At 27.6% G+C, this 17010-nt stretch carries 15 protein-coding genes; 10 read left to right on the top strand and 5 right to left on the bottom strand.

The window, feature by feature from the left end:
• Window positions 1-70: 70 nt before the first annotated feature.
• Complete coding sequence (locus ACQ3F0_RS00535) at window positions 71-1477, top strand: spore germination protein (protein WP_428863036.1); 1407 nt, start codon at window positions 71-73, stop codon at window positions 1475-1477.
• Window positions 1467-2588 carry a Ger(x)C family spore germination protein gene (locus ACQ3F0_RS00540; RefSeq protein WP_428863038.1) on the top strand — a complete coding sequence of 374 codons (1122 nt, stop codon included), beginning with the start codon at window positions 1467-1469 and terminating at the stop codon, window positions 2586-2588. The genes ACQ3F0_RS00535 and ACQ3F0_RS00540 overlap by 11 nt, the downstream gene beginning before the upstream one ends.
• A 20-nt stretch (window positions 2589-2608) precedes the next feature.
• Here ACQ3F0_RS00540 and ACQ3F0_RS00545 read toward each other — a convergent pair whose 3' ends face one another.
• Window positions 2609-3622 (bottom strand): zinc dependent phospholipase C family protein, encoded by a 1014-nt coding sequence (locus tag ACQ3F0_RS00545; protein WP_428863039.1) that lies wholly within the window; start codon window positions 3620-3622, stop codon window positions 2609-2611.
• A gap of 236 nt (window positions 3623-3858) precedes the next feature.
• Between ACQ3F0_RS00545 and ACQ3F0_RS00550 the strand changes: the two genes are divergently transcribed.
• From ACQ3F0_RS00550 to ACQ3F0_RS00560, 3 genes are all read left to right on the top strand, one after another.
• The gene (locus ACQ3F0_RS00550; protein WP_428863040.1) at window positions 3859-5094 is read left to right on the top strand and encodes an MFS transporter; all 1236 of its coding nucleotides are present in this window, start codon (window positions 3859-3861) and stop codon (window positions 5092-5094) included.
• 260 nt (window positions 5095-5354) lie between these two features.
• Window positions 5355-6020, top strand: a complete 666-nt coding sequence (locus ACQ3F0_RS00555; RefSeq protein WP_428863041.1) for an HAD family hydrolase — start codon at window positions 5355-5357, stop codon at window positions 6018-6020.
• 127 nt (window positions 6021-6147) lie between these two features.
• The gene (locus ACQ3F0_RS00560) at window positions 6148-6702 is read left to right on the top strand and encodes a hypothetical protein (RefSeq protein ID WP_428863042.1); all 555 of its coding nucleotides are present in this window, start codon (window positions 6148-6150) and stop codon (window positions 6700-6702) included.
• Window positions 6703-6707: 5 nt separating this feature from the next.
• On the opposite strand, the gene ACQ3F0_RS00565 is transcribed toward ACQ3F0_RS00560, so the two are convergent.
• The 3 genes from ACQ3F0_RS00565 to ACQ3F0_RS00575 form a co-directional block, all read right to left on the bottom strand.
• Complete coding sequence (locus tag ACQ3F0_RS00565; RefSeq protein WP_428863043.1) at window positions 6708-7916, bottom strand: sensor histidine kinase; 1209 nt, start codon at window positions 7914-7916, stop codon at window positions 6708-6710.
• Window positions 7909-8592, bottom strand: coding sequence for a response regulator transcription factor (locus ACQ3F0_RS00570; RefSeq protein ID WP_428863702.1), 684 nt, complete (start codon window positions 8590-8592; stop codon window positions 7909-7911). Before ACQ3F0_RS00570 ends, ACQ3F0_RS00565 begins: the two co-directional genes overlap by 8 nt.
• A gap of 107 nt (window positions 8593-8699) precedes the next feature.
• Window positions 8700-10649 (bottom strand): BMP family ABC transporter substrate-binding protein, encoded by a 1950-nt coding sequence (locus ACQ3F0_RS00575; protein WP_428863045.1) that lies wholly within the window; start codon window positions 10647-10649, stop codon window positions 8700-8702.
• 169 nt (window positions 10650-10818) lie between these two features.
• On the opposite strand from ACQ3F0_RS00575, the gene ACQ3F0_RS00580 reads away from it, so the two are divergent.
• A complete protein-coding gene (locus ACQ3F0_RS00580; protein WP_428863046.1) occupies window positions 10819-11334 on the top strand; it encodes a dCTP deaminase/dUTPase family protein in 516 nt (171 codons plus the stop codon).
• The gene (locus ACQ3F0_RS00585; protein WP_428863048.1) at window positions 11331-11918 is read left to right on the top strand and encodes a metallophosphoesterase family protein; all 588 of its coding nucleotides are present in this window, start codon (window positions 11331-11333) and stop codon (window positions 11916-11918) included. The genes ACQ3F0_RS00580 and ACQ3F0_RS00585 overlap by 4 nt, the downstream gene beginning before the upstream one ends.
• 157 nt (window positions 11919-12075) lie before the next feature.
• On the opposite strand, the gene ACQ3F0_RS00590 is transcribed toward ACQ3F0_RS00585, so the two are convergent.
• A complete protein-coding gene (locus ACQ3F0_RS00590) occupies window positions 12076-12501 on the bottom strand; it encodes a C-GCAxxG-C-C family (seleno)protein (RefSeq protein WP_428863050.1) in 426 nt (141 codons plus the stop codon).
• A gap of 146 nt (window positions 12502-12647) precedes the next feature.
• Here ACQ3F0_RS00590 and ACQ3F0_RS00595 point away from each other — a divergent pair, with 146 nt between their 5' ends.
• The 3 genes from ACQ3F0_RS00595 to hisC all read left to right on the top strand — a co-directional run bounded on the left by ACQ3F0_RS00595 (window position 12648) and on the right by hisC (window position 16973).
• Window positions 12648-14435 (top strand): sigma 54-interacting transcriptional regulator, encoded by a 1788-nt coding sequence (locus ACQ3F0_RS00595; protein WP_428863703.1) that lies wholly within the window; start codon window positions 12648-12650, stop codon window positions 14433-14435.
• 424 nt (window positions 14436-14859) lie between these two features.
• Window positions 14860-15834, top strand: coding sequence for a tetratricopeptide repeat protein (locus tag ACQ3F0_RS00600; RefSeq protein ID WP_428863051.1), 975 nt, complete (start codon window positions 14860-14862; stop codon window positions 15832-15834).
• A 74-nt stretch (window positions 15835-15908) separates the two neighbouring features.
• Window positions 15909-16973 carry a histidinol-phosphate transaminase gene (gene hisC / locus ACQ3F0_RS00605; protein ID WP_428863053.1) on the top strand — a complete coding sequence of 355 codons (1065 nt, stop codon included), beginning with the start codon at window positions 15909-15911 and terminating at the stop codon, window positions 16971-16973.
• The last annotated feature ends 37 nt before the right edge of the window (window positions 16974-17010 follow it).

Genomic DNA, 17010 nt, shown 5'->3' on the forward strand with positions numbered 1-17010 from the left:
TAGAGATATTATTTACCAATAACTGAATAATATCCTTTTAACAAAGAAATAATAAATTTAGGTGATAAATATGAATGGGTATATTTTAGATTCTATCAAGAATTCTCTTGAGGGAAGTTTTGATGTTAAATTTCGTGAGTTAGCTATTGAAAGTAATAAAGTAAATTTAATATATATTGATGATTTGACTGATTCAAAATATATTAGTGAGTATATTGTTGAACCCATATTACGAAATAGGAATATTTCAAAGTCTAATGAAATTATAAATAGTGTATTGAATGCGTGCACTATTGGCGATATTTCGGATGATAAAGACGCAATTGCACATATACTTGTGGGGGATGTAGTTATATTATTCGAAAATTCTTCTAGGGCATTATTTGTTGATGCAAAAGGTTTTGTTCGAAGGGGAATTGGGGTTCCAGTTACAGAAGCAAGTTTAAAAGGACCTCAAGAGGGATTTAATGAGGTCTTATTAGATAATATTTCTCTAATAAGAAGAAAAATTCATAATGAAAATCTAAAATTTGAAAATATGATTGTTGGAAAACAGACTAATACTAATGTAACAATTTGTTATTTAAACGGGACTACTCCAGATAAATTAGTTAATTATATTAGAGAAAAAATCAATAACCTTGATATAAACTTTATTTTAGATATTAATTATATTGAAGAAGAGTTTGAGAATAGAAATACATCTTTTAGTACTTTAGGATATAGTGAAAAACCTGATGTTATTTCATCAAAAATTCTTGAGGGGAAAATAGCTATTATTGTTGATGGATCAGCAAGTGTATTATATGCACCTTTCTTTTTTATTGAAAACTTTCAAGTGTCTGATGATTATTATTCAAATAGAGTAACGGCAAATATAACTAGGTGTCAAAGATTACTGGCATTATTTTTAGCTGTATTTACACCAGGGTTATATATTGCACTTACAACACATCATTTTGCTCTTATACCTACGAAATTTGTTTTTAGGTTAAGTTCGTCAAGGGTTGGAGTACCATTTCCAACATTTGTTGAAGTAATATTAATGCTTGGTTTTTTTCAGTTGTTGAGGGAGGCGGGTGTTAGATTGCCCCAACCAACAGGTCAAGCATTAAGTATCGTAGGTGCTTTGATTCTTGGAGATGCAGCTGTTGGGGCAGGGTTAGCTTCACAAAGTACTATAGTTGTTGTTTCGATTTCATCGATTGCTACTTTCCTTATACCAAATTTATATATTTCAGTTATGTTATGGAGTGTTTTAATGGTTATTTTAGCTTCATTTATGGGATTACCTGGATTTTACTTTGGATTTTTTATATTGATACAGCACTTATCCTCTTTAGATAGTTGTGGGTATCCATATTTATTTCCACTAGGTACATTAAGTTCATTCAGTATGAAAGATTTGCTTATGAGAAGAGATTTAAAAGAAATTTCAAATAGTATTTTTGAAAAGGATGATCAGGGTGAAGCCTAAAAAAATCGTTATTGTAATATTATTAATAATTACTTCAATAGTCAATACATCTTGCTTTAGTTATAGAGATATTGATAATGCAATCTTTGCTACAATGTTATTAATAGATATTGATGAGTATAACAATCCAGTACTTTATATTGAAACTTATAAACCAGTTGGTGGAGATGCATCAGAGACACAAAGTGGTAAGAGATTAATATTTAAGGGAGAAGGCAAAACTCTTTTTGAAGCTTTGAGAACGGTTTCTTTGGCTACAAGTTATAAAATAAATTTTACACAAAACAGAATTATAATATTTACTGAAAAGGCAGCTGAAAGTGGATTAGATAGATTTGTGGATTTTTTAGATAGAGATCAAGAGTTGTTAATAAGAGCTTTCGTATGTATAACTAAAGAAGATGCTCAAAAATTAATTGAAACTGAATTTAAGGAAAATAAATATATTGGAGTATTTATTATTAAAATGATAGACAACATTGGAAGTTCTTCCAGGGGAGTGGAGTTAAGTCTTAATAATTATATGAAACAAAGAGTGACAGGAGACAAAACCAGTGTAATACCGTTAATTCAAACAAAAAAAGAAAAAGTAGGAGAAAATAAATTAGAAATAGTTGGTGGTGCAGCTGTAAAAGAAGATAAGATGGTAGGAGTAATAGAGAGAACTCAAGGTCAAGGATTTAATTTTTTGCTTGATAATATTGAGAGTGGTACTCTAGAACCTGAAAATCCAGAAGTGCCTGGCAAATTTTTGTCTTTAGAAATATTGAAGAGTAAAACAAATTCGAAAATAGAATATGACGGAAAAAAAGTTAAGCTTTACAAAAAAATAAAAGTTAATACGGCACTAGGTGAAGTTCAGGGCAAATTTGATACTAATGAATCAAATATAAATAATATAAGAGAAATGACTGAGAAAAATATTGAAAAAGCTTGCAGGGATGTATTTGATAGCTACAAAGAAAAAGGAATTGATATTTTTGATATAACAGAAGAGTTTGAAAGAAAGTATCCTCACGATAAAGTAGAAGATGTTATTAAAATAACAGAATTGAATTTAGATGTTAATGTTAATGTTAATTTTTACAATGAGACCAAAGGTTTTAAATAAATAGTAATGTTTTTTCATTACTATTTATTTTTTTCTTCAAAAATACAATCAAAATATTTTAATTGTATTTCGGGACTATTTTGTTTATTAGTATTATAGGATACATTTCTAAAATGATTTTTTAATTTCAAAGAAATTTCTTCATCTTTTGATATAATATAATCCACTAAATCATTTATCATACTAGCAGACGCATCAACAGCTGATTGGAATAAGTCGAGAAAAGAATCTCTACTCCATTCAGTTAAAGAACAAGGATGAGACCACTTCTTATGGTTAAGATTTAAGTAATCTTTATCATAATTTATTTTATGTGGGTAAATTGCATAAGAGTAAATTAAATCTTTTTTTGTTATACAAGCAAAAGTTTTTAAAGTGATTTTTTTAATACAAAAAGGGTCATGTAATAATTTTAGTACTTTATACATATCTTTTACCGAAGTATCAATAATAGAACTACTTATTTCTATATTATAGACATCTTTAATAGTTTTTTTGTAATAAGAGGGTATTATACCAGGAAGTTTATTATTGATATCGTATTTAACCAAATTATGAATTTTTTCTTTTGAAGATAACTTACCTTTATATTTTTTTAGAATAAAAGAATCTAGTATTATTTCAAATTGTTTATGGTAATTTGAATATTTTTTTGTTTCTTTTGAACCATCACTTATTCCAGAAAAATAGTAAATAAATGGATGTGTAAATCGATCCAAGTTATAATGACAGATTAAACCCATAATATAAGTGAAAAGTTGAAAAAACTCATCTGAATTTTCTTGTTGAGTTAAGTACATAGCACTTAAGTACAAAAAATCCCCTGTTTTTTTATTATGTAGAAGATTTCCTAAAGAATTGAATTCATCTTTTTTCACCCAAGGCCATACTTTATAATACAAAAAAATATCTGGACCCTGGCAACCTATATTTAATAGCAAGGGATGTTTTGCTATTTCAGTTTTAAAAGTAGTATTATTTATTTTTTCAAGAGTTTTTTCACCACACAGTATGTGAGCTATTACATCAGACAAAATTTCACCTCATTTAAAATTGATATATAAATCATTATATATAGTATATATATAGTTTAGTATTTTTTTTATAATTTGTTAAGAAAAATATTAATATTTTTTAGAAGTGTTTTCTTTTAATGTTATTTTTAGTTTAAAAAATATTAATTAATTACAGAGATCAGTTTATTGTGATATTATAATATTAGTGTGGAGCAATTATAAAATTAGTGATTATAAAGAAAAGGGGTGTATTAATGACAAAAAAAGAGAAAAGTTGGATTTTGTATGATTGGGCCAATTCTGCTTTTGCTATGGCAATTTTAAGTGTTATTTTACCGATTTTTTACAAAGATGTTGTCGCAAAAGATTTGCCAACACATTTATCTACTACTTACTGGAGTTACGGTAATGCTATTGCTACTGCGTTAGTAGCATTTTTAGCACCAGTATTGGGGACTATTGCAGCTTATAAAGGATTCAAAAAGAAATTTTTTACTTTCTTTTTAGTTTTAGGCGTTATATTTACTTCTTTATTCTTTTTTGTTAATGAAGGAAATTGGTTTTTATGTATTGTTATTTATATATTTGCTATTTTAGGTTTTTCAGGATCTAATGTTTTTTATGATTCATTTTTAGTTGATGTAACTACAGAAGATAGGATGGATTGGGTTTCATCATTAGGATTTGGATTTGGCTATATCGGAAGTACTATACCATTTATAATAAGTATTATATTTATTATGAAACCTGAATTAATAGGGGTAACAACCCTGCAAGCAACAAAGTTATCATTTTTAATTACTGCAGTATGGTGGTTTATATTTTCTATACCTATGCTTAAAAATGTTAAACAAGTTTATTTCATTGAACCAGAAGGACATGTTATTAAACATAGTTTCGCTACATTATATGAAACATTTTTAAATATTACTAAGTATAAAACTATATTTATGTTTTTGTTGGCTTACTTCTTTTATATAGATGGGGTATCTACTATAATAAAAATGGCTACAATTTATGGAAGAGATGTAGGAATAAAATCTAACGATTTGATGCTAATTTTATTAGCTATCCAATTTGTAGCTTTTCCATTTGCTATTTTATTTGGCAAGTTAGCTAAAAAATATTCAGCAAAAAAAATGATTTTAGTAGGCATTTGTGTATATATTTTTATTACTATATATGCGTATTTTATGACAACAACAATTCAATTCTGGATTTTAGGAATTTTGGTAGGAACATCCCAAGGTGGAATACAAGCTTTGAGTCGTTCGTATTTTGGAAAAATAATTCCTAAAGAGAAAGCAAGTGAATTCTTTGGGTTCTATAATATATTTGGAAAATTTGCTTCAATAATGGGACCTCTTTTAATGGGTTTTGTTACTTATATAACAGGCAATTCAAGATTTGGTATTGTTAGTATAATTATATTATTTATAATTGGTGGAGGACTATTTCTTAAAGTGCCAGAACAAGCTGTGAAGCAATAATTATAAATTGCGAACAAGTTCATGATACCTTTCGTAAACGAAAGCTTTTAATTAAATAAAAGATAAAAAAAATTCCTTTTGCATAGCAAAAGTTCATTGTTCAATCATCGAAGATGATAAAGGTTTAGTTAAAGATTTTCTGCAAGAAAATCATCATTAACTTGTCACTAATTTCTTAGTTTTTTTTATTTCTACAAAGAATAACATGGGAAACATAAATAGTTTTTAAAAAGTATGAAAAAGTAGGGGGATAGAAACATATGATAAAGTGTATACTATTTGATTTTGATGGGACATTAATCGATACAAATGAGGCGGTTATTGAGAGTCTTAAGGATTCTATAGAAAGTTTTACAGGTAGGGTGGTTGATTTTAAAGAGTTGATCCCTATTCTTGGTAAACCAATAGTAGAACAAATGAAATATTTTTCTGAAGAAATGTGCAGTGATATGGTTGAACATTATAGAACTGGATATAGGAGTAGAGAAGAGGAAAAGACTTTTATTTTTGAAAATATTGAAGAAATGTTACGGGTTTTAAAAAGTAAAGGATATAAAATAGGTATTACTTCAAATAAAAGTAGACGAGGCATAAATTATGGATTGAATAGATTTAATCTTGTTAGTTATATTGACTTTATAATAAGTGTAGATGATGTTGAAAAGAAAAAGCCTCATCCTGAATGTATTAATAAGGTTATTAAAGAGAATGGTTATTCTATTGATGAATTAATAATAATAGGGGATAGTCCACATGACATTAATTGTGGTATTAATGCAGGAATAAAAACTGCATTAGTATCTTGGACTTTGTTTCCTATGAAAGAATTTAAAAGTGCTTCCCCTGATTATGTTCTCAAAGACCCATTAGAACTTGTTGAAGTTATAGAAAAAGAAAATACAGTGAGAACAAAAGAATCCAGTTGATAATTGGATTCTTTTTTATGAAAAAAATCATTTAATATAGGAGTGAAGTTTAATTTATGCATATGCAATTGTATATTTAAATATATATAAATGTACTAATAATTAAAAGCTAAAGGACATTATTTTGATGAAATTCAAGAAAAAATTAACATGTATTATCATATTTTTGATTTTGTATACAGTTATTGCTGAAAAATATGATCTATATTATATGGATTCAGAGGAAAAGAATTTAGAAATGAAAGGGACTCTTGCAGGGTCAAATACTGAAGTTAAAAAAGTTGAATTAATAAAGGTAGGGTGGGAATTTATAACTGAAGAAAAAGATACTGAAGGTGAAGGAAAGGAGATTAATACAAAGTTAAGTTTAATATTAAATGGAAACAAAGAAGAAAAAATACTTATTGGAACATATCCTGGAGAAGGATTTGAGATTAATGATCCCAAATTATATGTTCTACCACAAGATTCAGTATTAACTTGTGAAATATTTTCACATGGTTTATATAATGACTTTTCTGTTACTTTTGATAATGAAAATATAATAATTAAAAGAAGAACATCTGACAAATTTAATGAAAATGGCGAAAATGAAACTGGCGAATTAGATGATTATGGGTTTAGTATATTTAAGAAAATACATTATGATCATGATTTTATAATCATAAAATTGAAAGTATAAGGCAGCTATATGGCTGCCTTATTTGAATTAGGAAGAATAATACTTATTTTGGTTCCTGAATTTATTTTACTTTGAACATTAATAGAACCTTTATGCTGAGTAATTATCCATTTAACTATTGCGAGTCCTAGGCCATTACCTGTTGAGTTTTTGGAACGAGATTTATCAGTTGTATAAAATCTATCAAAAATATGAGAAATATCTTCTTTTGAAATTCCAATACCTGTATCAATAATCTCAATTAATATTTTATCTTCTTGAATTAAAGAATTTAGTGTTATTTTTCCTCCTTCAGGAGTGAATTTGAGACTATTTTCAATAAAAATTCTTATAGCTTGTTTTATTAATTTTTTATCACCATAAAAAATTATTCTATGGTTTTTTTCATTTAATATAAGATGAGATGAGTCAATAAGTTTAGTTTCTTTTATCACTTCATCTATCAAATCATGTAAAGGGAAATTAGATTTATTAATATTTTGAGTATGCTTATCTGCTCTAGCTAAAAAAAGCAATTTTTCAATCAGATCCTTCATGCTCTCTGATTCGGATTTTATAGCTAAAATTGATTCATCCAATACTGCAGGATCATTTTTGCCCCATCTATCCAAAAGATTTATATACCCTTGAATTACAGCTATAGGGGTTCTCAATTCATGGGAAGCATCAGAAACAAATTGGTTCTGTTGCTCGTAGGATTTCTCTAACCTATCAAGCATTTCATTAAATGTTTTAGCAAGCTCCTTTAATTCATCTTTAGTACCGGCAACATTTATTCTAGTATCTAAATGGTTTATAGAAATATCTTTCACAGTTTTGTTCATATCCTCAATTGGAAGGAGAATTTTTTTGCTAATATTAGAACCGATTTTTAGTGTTATTAGGAAACCTATAGAATTTACAGCTATCAGCAAAACTAAATATTGATTCTTTATAGATAAATTATTAGATAGTAACAATTTGTCTATAAGATTCAATTTAAAAACAGTTAATATAATTGCACTTGATACAAACATTATAACTGAAAAAATGAAAGCGTATATTATTGTAAATTTAAAAGTTATAGAAAAATAAAATCTGTTTTCTATTTTCTTAAATGCAATTCTAAGGAGTTTAGCTAATGAACACGATAATCTCACAAAATATGCAAAAATATTGAAGCATATTTTCACTATTGAAATTATTATTTTAAAAATCTTAGGTATATTATTCATCTTTTATTGTATAACCTACCCCTCTTACAGTATATATGAATTTTTTGTTAGATAATTTATTGATTTTGCTTCTTAAATATCGTATATAAACATCAACTATATTTGTGTCACCACAGTAATCATATCCCCAAACATGTGATATGATTTTTTCCCTTGATAACACTAAATTTTTGTTTTCAATAAGATATTTAAGTAATTCAAATTCTGTTTTTGTTAATTCAATATTAATGTGGTCATATGAAACAGTATACTTATTTAAATTCATTTCTAACTTTTCAATAATATATATATTTTCAGGTAGCTTAGATATTTTTTTGTGTCGTAAGGTAGCTCTAATTCTCGCGAGCAATTCTTCTATTGCAAAAGGCTTAGTAATATAATCATCTGCACCATAATCTAGACCTGTTACTTTGTCAGATATCTCATCTTTAGCAGTTAAAAGAATAACAGGGATGTCAGAATTCTGTCTTAACCTCCTCAATACTTCTAATCCACTTAATGAAGGTAGCATTATATCTAATAATATTAAGTCAAAATCATTATTTAGTATAAGACTCAATGCTTCTCTACCATCACATACTATAGTTGGATTATAACCCTCATATTTTAGTTCTAGTTCAACAAATCGAGCCAGTTTTAGTTCATCTTCAACAATTAATATTTTTTTTGGCATTATCTCACCTCAGATATATTATAAATAAAAACTATGGGACTTTCCAGTTATTAGATAAATTTTAATGTAATATTAAGAAAAAGCAATGCTCAAAAATTGAGCATTGCTTTTTAAAGCTCGATATTATTTATAATTTCCTCTTTTAATGGGGGGATTTTTCCATCTACTCCTTTTACAAACCAGTCCATTGATTGTAATTGTTCATATGTGGCTGTCTTCTCTTTATTAATTCTGAGAGCTCCTTCTTGATCATATATTGGCCCTGTAAAGGGATGGAAATCTTTTTTTATAATTGTCTTTCTAAAAAACTCCATAAAGACTTTTGTTCTTTCTGGCACATATTTTGATGAGTACACTATGTCCACTATACCTGAATCAATACCAAGCCAGTAATTAACTATATCCGAATTATTAGAAAAGAACTCAGAGAAGTTTGTGGAAGAGGAGTTTAGTAATAAACTAATAAATTTATCATAAAACATTTCCCAATTCAAGATCAAATTAGCATAATGAGAGAAAGCATAACTTTCATCTCGTTTTCTATTACCATCTAAATTACATAAACCAAATTGTAAAGTATCATCTCCAGAAACAGGCAATGTATTGTAGAAAACCAAATCAACATTTTTATCACTAAAGTATTTTTTTACATCATCCTTAATGGATAAGTAATTTTGATCAAGTGTCCATTTTACAACAACTTTAGCATTAGGATTAAGTAACTGAACACCTAGAGCAAAAGCATTTATTTCGGTAATGTTTTCTTTGATAGGATGACCAACTACATATCCAATATTATTAGAATTTGTTAAAATTCCTGCTAATAGACCGATTAAAAATTTTGACTCGTAAATTCTTGCATAGTACATAATAACATGTTTAAATGACGGAGAATTTGAACAATTTAAAAATTTTACATTAGGAAATTCTAGTGCAGCCTTTAAAGTAGCATTTTTAAAAGTAGGATGTGTAGTAATTATAATGTCATTCTTTTCTTTAACTAATTTTTTTATATATTCATATGCTTCTAAAGAAGAAGGGACATTTTCGATGTATGATGTAGTAATTCTGTCCTTATAAATTTCTGCAACATATCTTCTAGCACTATCATGAGCATATGTCCACCCATTGTTTCTTACATTATTTTGATATATAAATCCAATTTTATATTTCTTTTTTGATGATACCAAAGAAGTTAGAGTAGTCATAACATTTTTTTTAGGTTCAAGAATAGGTTCTGAGTAAACTTTTTTTTGATTTACAAGAGAGATGCTTGAAAGTTCACTTACGAAGTCTCTCATAAATTTATCTTTATCATATTCATTAAACTCTTGCGGAATACCATATAGCTTTAAATATTTCAAGATAGCGTCACCAGTTGTAATAGAAAGTATGTCCCCGCCAGCATTTTTGTAAGCACGTCTAAAATTTGCATACACATAATTCTCAAAGTGTTTGTATTTATCATCATAAATTTTTAATCTAGGATGATATTGATTAAAGAGAGAGAGAAGTTCATCAAAATTTTCTGGTTTTGAAAACCATATCCAACGTAAACCTGTTTTTTTTGTGAAATTTAAATATTTATAGTATTTTTTTATTATTGGATTATTTTCATCATATTTAGGTACTAATCTAGTTACATATCCATAAATAGAATAAGCTTCAATTGATTTTAAAACACTTACTCTTTTATTACCTTCAACTACATAATACCAATTTAAATATTCGTATACCTTTATAGGATCTCTAATTCCTTCTTTTAAATGGCTCGCATATAGGGTAACCCATTTTTGATTGAATTCAGTACCTTCATCAAGCAATGGCATAAAGTTGTCAGAAAAGGCCTTAGCTCTTGAATAAGTATAGGTTCCTTTGATTTTGTATAAAGGGACTTCAAACAAACCTGCATAAATTTCAGTTTCAATATTTTTTCTATCTAAAATTTGATCTAAAGAGGTTAAATATCCAGATTCCCCGTTGGAAACTCTTTCTGAAAATCTTGCTTTTGCTTTTCTATTAGCTTTTGCATAATAGATATCATATTCAGTATTAGTCATAAAATTTCCTCCACGAAATTAGTTACATAATGTTATAGTTAAAGTATAGCATTCTAAATGCAATAATCAAATAAAAGTTCAATTATTCTATGTCTAATAATATCTTAAATTAGATTATTATGATAAAATATGAATTAGCAATTATAATAATTACTGGAAGGGTGTTTTAATGGATAAAATTAGGGGATTTGAAAAAATTAGTTTAGATCAGTTTCAAAAAGACTTTAAAAAATATGATTTCGATAATATTGATAATGAATATAGTAGTATTATTTTCCCTAAAAGAGCTACATTAAAATCGGCAGGCTATGATATATATACACTATTTGATATAGAACTTGAGCCTACTGAAGAAATAATAGTTCCTACAGGAATAAAGGCTTATATGCTAGATGATGAGTGGCTATCTATTAGAGTTAGAAGTGGTCACGGTTTTAAATTTAATATTAGAATTAAGAATCAAGTAGGTGTAGTTGATTCTGATTATTATAACAATACAAAGAATGAGGGACATATTTTTATTGCTCTGAAAAATGAAGGAGAAGATAAATTTAGTCTAAAAAAAGGAGAGGCTGTAGCTCAAGCTATTTTTCATAAATATTTGCTTGCTGATGATGATAATGTAGTTAATCAAGTTAGAAAAGGAGGCTTTGGTTCTACATCTATGAAGGGTGAGGATATATGAAAGTTTTGTTGATAGGGGACGTAGAATCAAAATATGTATGGGATTTTTTTGATAAGAAGAATTTTAAAGACATTGATTTTATTGTTTCCTGTGGTGATTTAAAAGCTACGTACTTATCATTTTTAGTGACGATGATAAACAGACCTTTATTTTATGTTCCGGGGAATCATGATAAAAGATATCTGGTTAAGCCACCTGAAGGCTGTACAAATATACATAATAAGTTAATTGAGTATAAAGGAATTAAAATTTATGGATTTGGTGGAAGTAATTGGTATTCTGGAGGACCTTTTCAATTTAAAGAAAATCAAGTAAAAAAAGCTATTAACAAAAATAGATTTAAGTTTTATAGAAATGGTGGTATAGATATTTTTGTATCCCATGCGCCAGCTTTCGGGCTTGGAGATGGGGAAGACAAATGCCATACCGGATTTAAAACTTTTAACAAGGTCTTGGATAAGTATAAACCTAAATATCATTTTCATGGCCATCAACACTTAAATTATGGTCGTGAAGAAAGAATAAGGGTTTATGAAGAAACAACTATTGTTAATGCATTTAGTTATTATATATTAGAATACTAATATATAGATAAACTATTTTATAGATTTATCGAAGGGCATACAATGGTATTTGCAGCAGTGTAATGATAGATATATCTATCATTACACTGTTATAATTGACTTGTCACTTGTCACTTGTCACTTGTCACTTGTCACTTGTCACTTGTCACTTGTCACTTTAAAGATATTTATCTTTCCTATTCAGTTCTCTTGTAACAATTGCGTCTAAAATATCTGCTGTGTCATACATAAGGTCGGTACAACCGTTTTCTTCAGTTCTATAGTTTTCTTTTAAAGGCTCACAGTTTCTATGGCCTAACTTCATTTCAAATTCATTTATAAACTCAACAGTTAAATCTTTAATATAATCACTTTCATGAGCACCTTTGTCAACGAATAAAATTCCTAATACTGCTAATGAACCTGTGATACATCCGCATGCCTCGTTACAATACATTCCACCGCTAAAAGGAGCCATTGCTCTTAAAGTATCTTTTGATAAATCCATATTATACTCTTCATTAGCAGAAGAAAGCATAGTTTCAGAACAGCTCAAATCGTATAATTCTTTATTTCTGTACTTTTCCATTGTTTTTCTCAACATTTGTTTCACTCCTCACGTTTTTATTATATTATATAAGTTCTTTGTTTTAAAGGAATTATTCTATATTAATGATTATATACTTGAAAAGTTAAATCTTAGCTCGCATAATAATATATGAAGTATTTTGAGGAGGTCTAATATGATTGATGAGAAATTTAATGAAAAATCAGAGACTTATTAAAGCGGCATCTGTTGCAATGAAAACATTAGATACATTTTTAGATGGCTCAGGGTTCATAATAATTTTAACAGATAAAGAAGGATGTATATTAAACATAATAGGAGATTCAACTATATTAGAAGAAGCCAATAAGATAGAAATGATTGTAGGAACTTATATGAATAAAGAATGTATTGGTGCAAATTCTATAGAAACAGCTATAAAAGAAGATGCTCCTATACAAATTTCAGCTATAGAACATTTTATTACAGAAGAACATAAGTGGACATGTTCTGCGGCTCCAATTCATGATGAATTTGATTCTATTATTGGAACTTTGAATTTAACTGGTGAAAAGGAGAAAGTTCATTCTCATACTTTAGGACTAGTTATAGCAGCAGTAAATTCGATTGAGGGAAGTTTGATAATCCGAAAAGCAAATAGTAAAATCATTGAGGCATATGACTACTTAAATACTATGATTGATTCAATAAAAGATGGAATCTATGTTGTGGGTAAGGATGGTAGGATAAAAACTATTAATAAGGCTGCTTGTTCAATATTTGGAGTTAGAGAAGAGTTTATTTTGAATAAAAAAGTAGACGATATTTTGCCAAATTGGAAAAATATTTTAAAAACATTGGAAAAAGGCGATTCTTATGAAGATAGAGAGGCAAATTTAAATGGATATATAAAAGGAGTATATCATTTATCAGTAACACCTATTATCTCAGATAAAAAATTGATTGGTATTGTAGTTATACTTAAGGAAATTGACAATGTAATTAATCTGGTTAATAAGTATTCTGGGTTTAGCGCAAAATACACTTTTGAGGACATAGTTTGTGAAAGCAATGAAATGAAGGAAGTAATTGAATTTGCAAAAGTAATTGCAAAAAGTCCGTCTACAGTTTTGATTAATGGTGAAAGCGGTACTGGTAAAGAATTAATGGCCCAATCAATTCATAATCATAGTGATAGAAAGAGTAGAAGTTTTATTGCAGTGAATTGTGGAGCTATTCCTAAAAGTTTAGTGGAAAGTGAGCTTTTTGGATATGTTGATGGTGCATTTACTGGTGCTAGAAAGGGAGGCTGTCCAGGAAAATTTGAATTAGCACATAGAGGCACACTATTTTTAGACGAAATTGGAGAAATGTCTTTAGATATGCAAGTAAAATTACTGAGAGTGTTACAAGAAGGGAAAATTACTCGCGTAGGAGGAGAAAAAACTATTGATATTGATGTAAGGATCATTGCAGCAACGCATAGAGACTTACAAGAAGAGGTAAAAAGAGGTACTTTTAGAGAAGATTTATATTATAGGTTAAAAGTAATACCAATAAAAATTCCTCCACTACGAGATAGAAAAGAAGATATATCAATCTTAATAAGGTATTATTTGAGGAATAAAGCCATGAAATTGAATAAACAAATACCTAGAATAGATGATAATTTGAAAGAAAGCATGTTGAATTACCATTGGCCAGGAAACATAAGAGAACTCGAAAATTATGTTGAAAATCTCGTGAATTTCAATGGAAATTCGTCATACTCTCTTTATACTAAGGAAATTAATAAAAAGAAAGATAAATCAAGGATTGAATGTGAATATATTGACGAAATGTTTTCTTTAGAAGAAGTAGAAAAGGTTCATATTGAAAAATGTTTAAAAAAATTTAATAGAAACATATCAAAAGTAGCGAAAATATTAAAAATAAGTAGAAATACTTTATACAAGAAAATTGAGAAATACAAAATTGAATTTGAGTTATAAGAAGTAAGCTTTGCTAACTTTGCGAACAGTTCATTGTAAAAGGGTGTTAAAAAACAGGACAGTGTCCTGAAAGTGAACACATTTCCGGTGTGATTTATGTTCACTTTTAGGACACTTGTTTTATTATCAACAGAAAACGTTAAAATATAAAGGTTTATTGAGTGTTAAAAAAATTGGCATAGTATTTGCTTATATAATAAATATCAGCTAAAAGAAATTACTAACTCATTAAACACATTAAATATATTTCTTGATAGAAATTCTCATTTGAGAGTTTCTATCTTTTTTTTTGAAAAAGAAGCAAAATAAATTAGAAGTTCTTAGTGAAGTGGAGCGACTTTCTAGCTATATATACCTTTGTTCATTGTATATTCATGTAAAATAATATATAATATATATGCCAGAATTTGATAGGGGGGAGGATATGGCATTCAAAATTCTTATCGCAATAGATTTGATTATAATAGTTTTAAGTGTTTATTTTATGAGGCATTATTTGAAACTGATAAAGGAAAATAAATTGGTTAAAATAAGGAAACTGTATTCAGAAAAAGAGTATGATCTTGCTCTTAATATTATAGAGAGTGAAATTGAAAAAGATGAAAATAACTATCTTTTATTTAATGAAAAAGGTAATTTGTATTTTTCAAAAGGTGTTTATGATAGTGCAGTAAAGGCTTATGAAGTAGCAATAAATATGAATTCTGAAGATAGTATATTATATTTAAATAAAGCACGAACTCATTTGAAAATGAAACAATATACCCATGCACTTAATTGTTGTGATAAATGTTTGTCATTGAACCCAAATTATACGGATTGTCTACTAATAAAAGCTACTTCACTATATAAACTGGAAAGATATGAAAAAGCTTTGAATATTTATAATGATCTTGAGGAGGAAAATGAAGCTTTTAATAAAAAAAGTATGGATAAAGCACTTACTCTTTTTAAGATTAAAAATTATGAAGAATCAATTAAATACTTTGAAATATATTTAAAAGCAAACCCAAAAAATATTATAGCTTATAATTATATAGCTGAAAATTATCATCAATTAAAAAATTATAAAAAAGAAGTGGAAACTTATGAAATAATTATTAAACTACAGTCAAATCTTGATTGGGTTTATTACAATAAAGCAAGTGCACTATGCTATTTGGGAGAATTTGAAAATGCTATAAATGACTTTGATAGGGCTATTGAAGTAAATCCAAAATATGACAAAGCATATTATAGTAAAAGTAGAATACTAGCCTTTTGTAGAGCTAAAGATGAAGCATTCAAATCTCTAAAAATGGCAATTAAATTGAATCCAGAATACAAGAAAATTGCTTGGGAAGACGAAGTTTTGAATAATTTAAAATTGTTTAATGAGTTTATAGAGATAACGCAATGAGGATAAATTGCGAACTATAGCATAGATATAAATATTGTTTTAAAAATAAAGTAAATAATAAAGGGGACGTTATTATGAGTAAGTATTGGAGTGAATTAACAAAAAAATTGGAACCTTATGTTCCAGGAGAGCAACCAAAGGATAAGAAGTATGTAAAGTTAAATACAAATGAAAATCCTTTTCCACCATCACCAAAAGTAAAAGAAGTTTTGGAAAATATGGATTATGATGATTTAAAACTGTACCCTGATCCAAATGCTGATTTATTGAAAGATTCTATTTCTAAATTTTTTGATGTTAATAGAAAGCAAGTTTTTGTTGGAAATGGATCTGATGAAGTTTTAGCTTTTGCATTTATGGCTTTTTTTAATCCTGAAAAACCAATTTTATTTTCTGATATAAGTTATAGTTTTTACGAAGTGTATGCTAATATCTTCAATATTCAGTATAATGGAGTAGAATTGAATGATAATTTTGAAATCCCGGTAGAAGAATTTTATAAAGAAAATGGTGGAATAATTATACCTAATCCTAATGCACCTACAGGTATTGCATTAACATTAGAACAAATAGAGGAAATCCTAAAAAATAATATGGATAATGTAGTAATAATCGATGAAGCATATGTGGATTTTGGAGCGGAAACTGCAATTGGACTTGTAGAAAAGTATCCTAATCTATTAGTGGTTCAAACGTTATCAAAATCTAGATCTTTAGCGGGGATGAGAGTAGGTTTTGCTATAGGTAACGAAGAATTAATAGAAGGTTTGGAAAGAGTAAAAAATTCAGTGAATTCTTATACAATAGATAGAGTAGCAATGGTTGTTGCAAAAGAAGCTATCGAAGACAAAGAATATTTTACATATACGTGTAATAAAATAATCAGTACAAGAGAAAATACCATTAAAGAGTTGAAAAAAATGAATTTTAAAATATGTAATTCTATGGCTAACTTCATTTTTATTTCTCATGATAGAGTAAAAGCAAAGGATTTATTCGTTGAATTGAAAAAAGAAGGAGTATTAGTTAGATATTTTAATAAGAAAAGAATTGATAATTACTTAAGAGTTACAATAGGATCAGAAAATGATATGGAAGTATTTATTGAAAAGATTCAATTGTGTTTAGCAAAATTATAACTTTGTCCATATAATAATATATAACTAATTTTTGGAC

Source organism: Clostridium sediminicola (assembly GCF_050402865.1).
Lineage (GTDB): Bacteria > Bacillota > Clostridia > Clostridiales > Clostridiaceae > Clostridium_AF > Clostridium_AF sediminicola.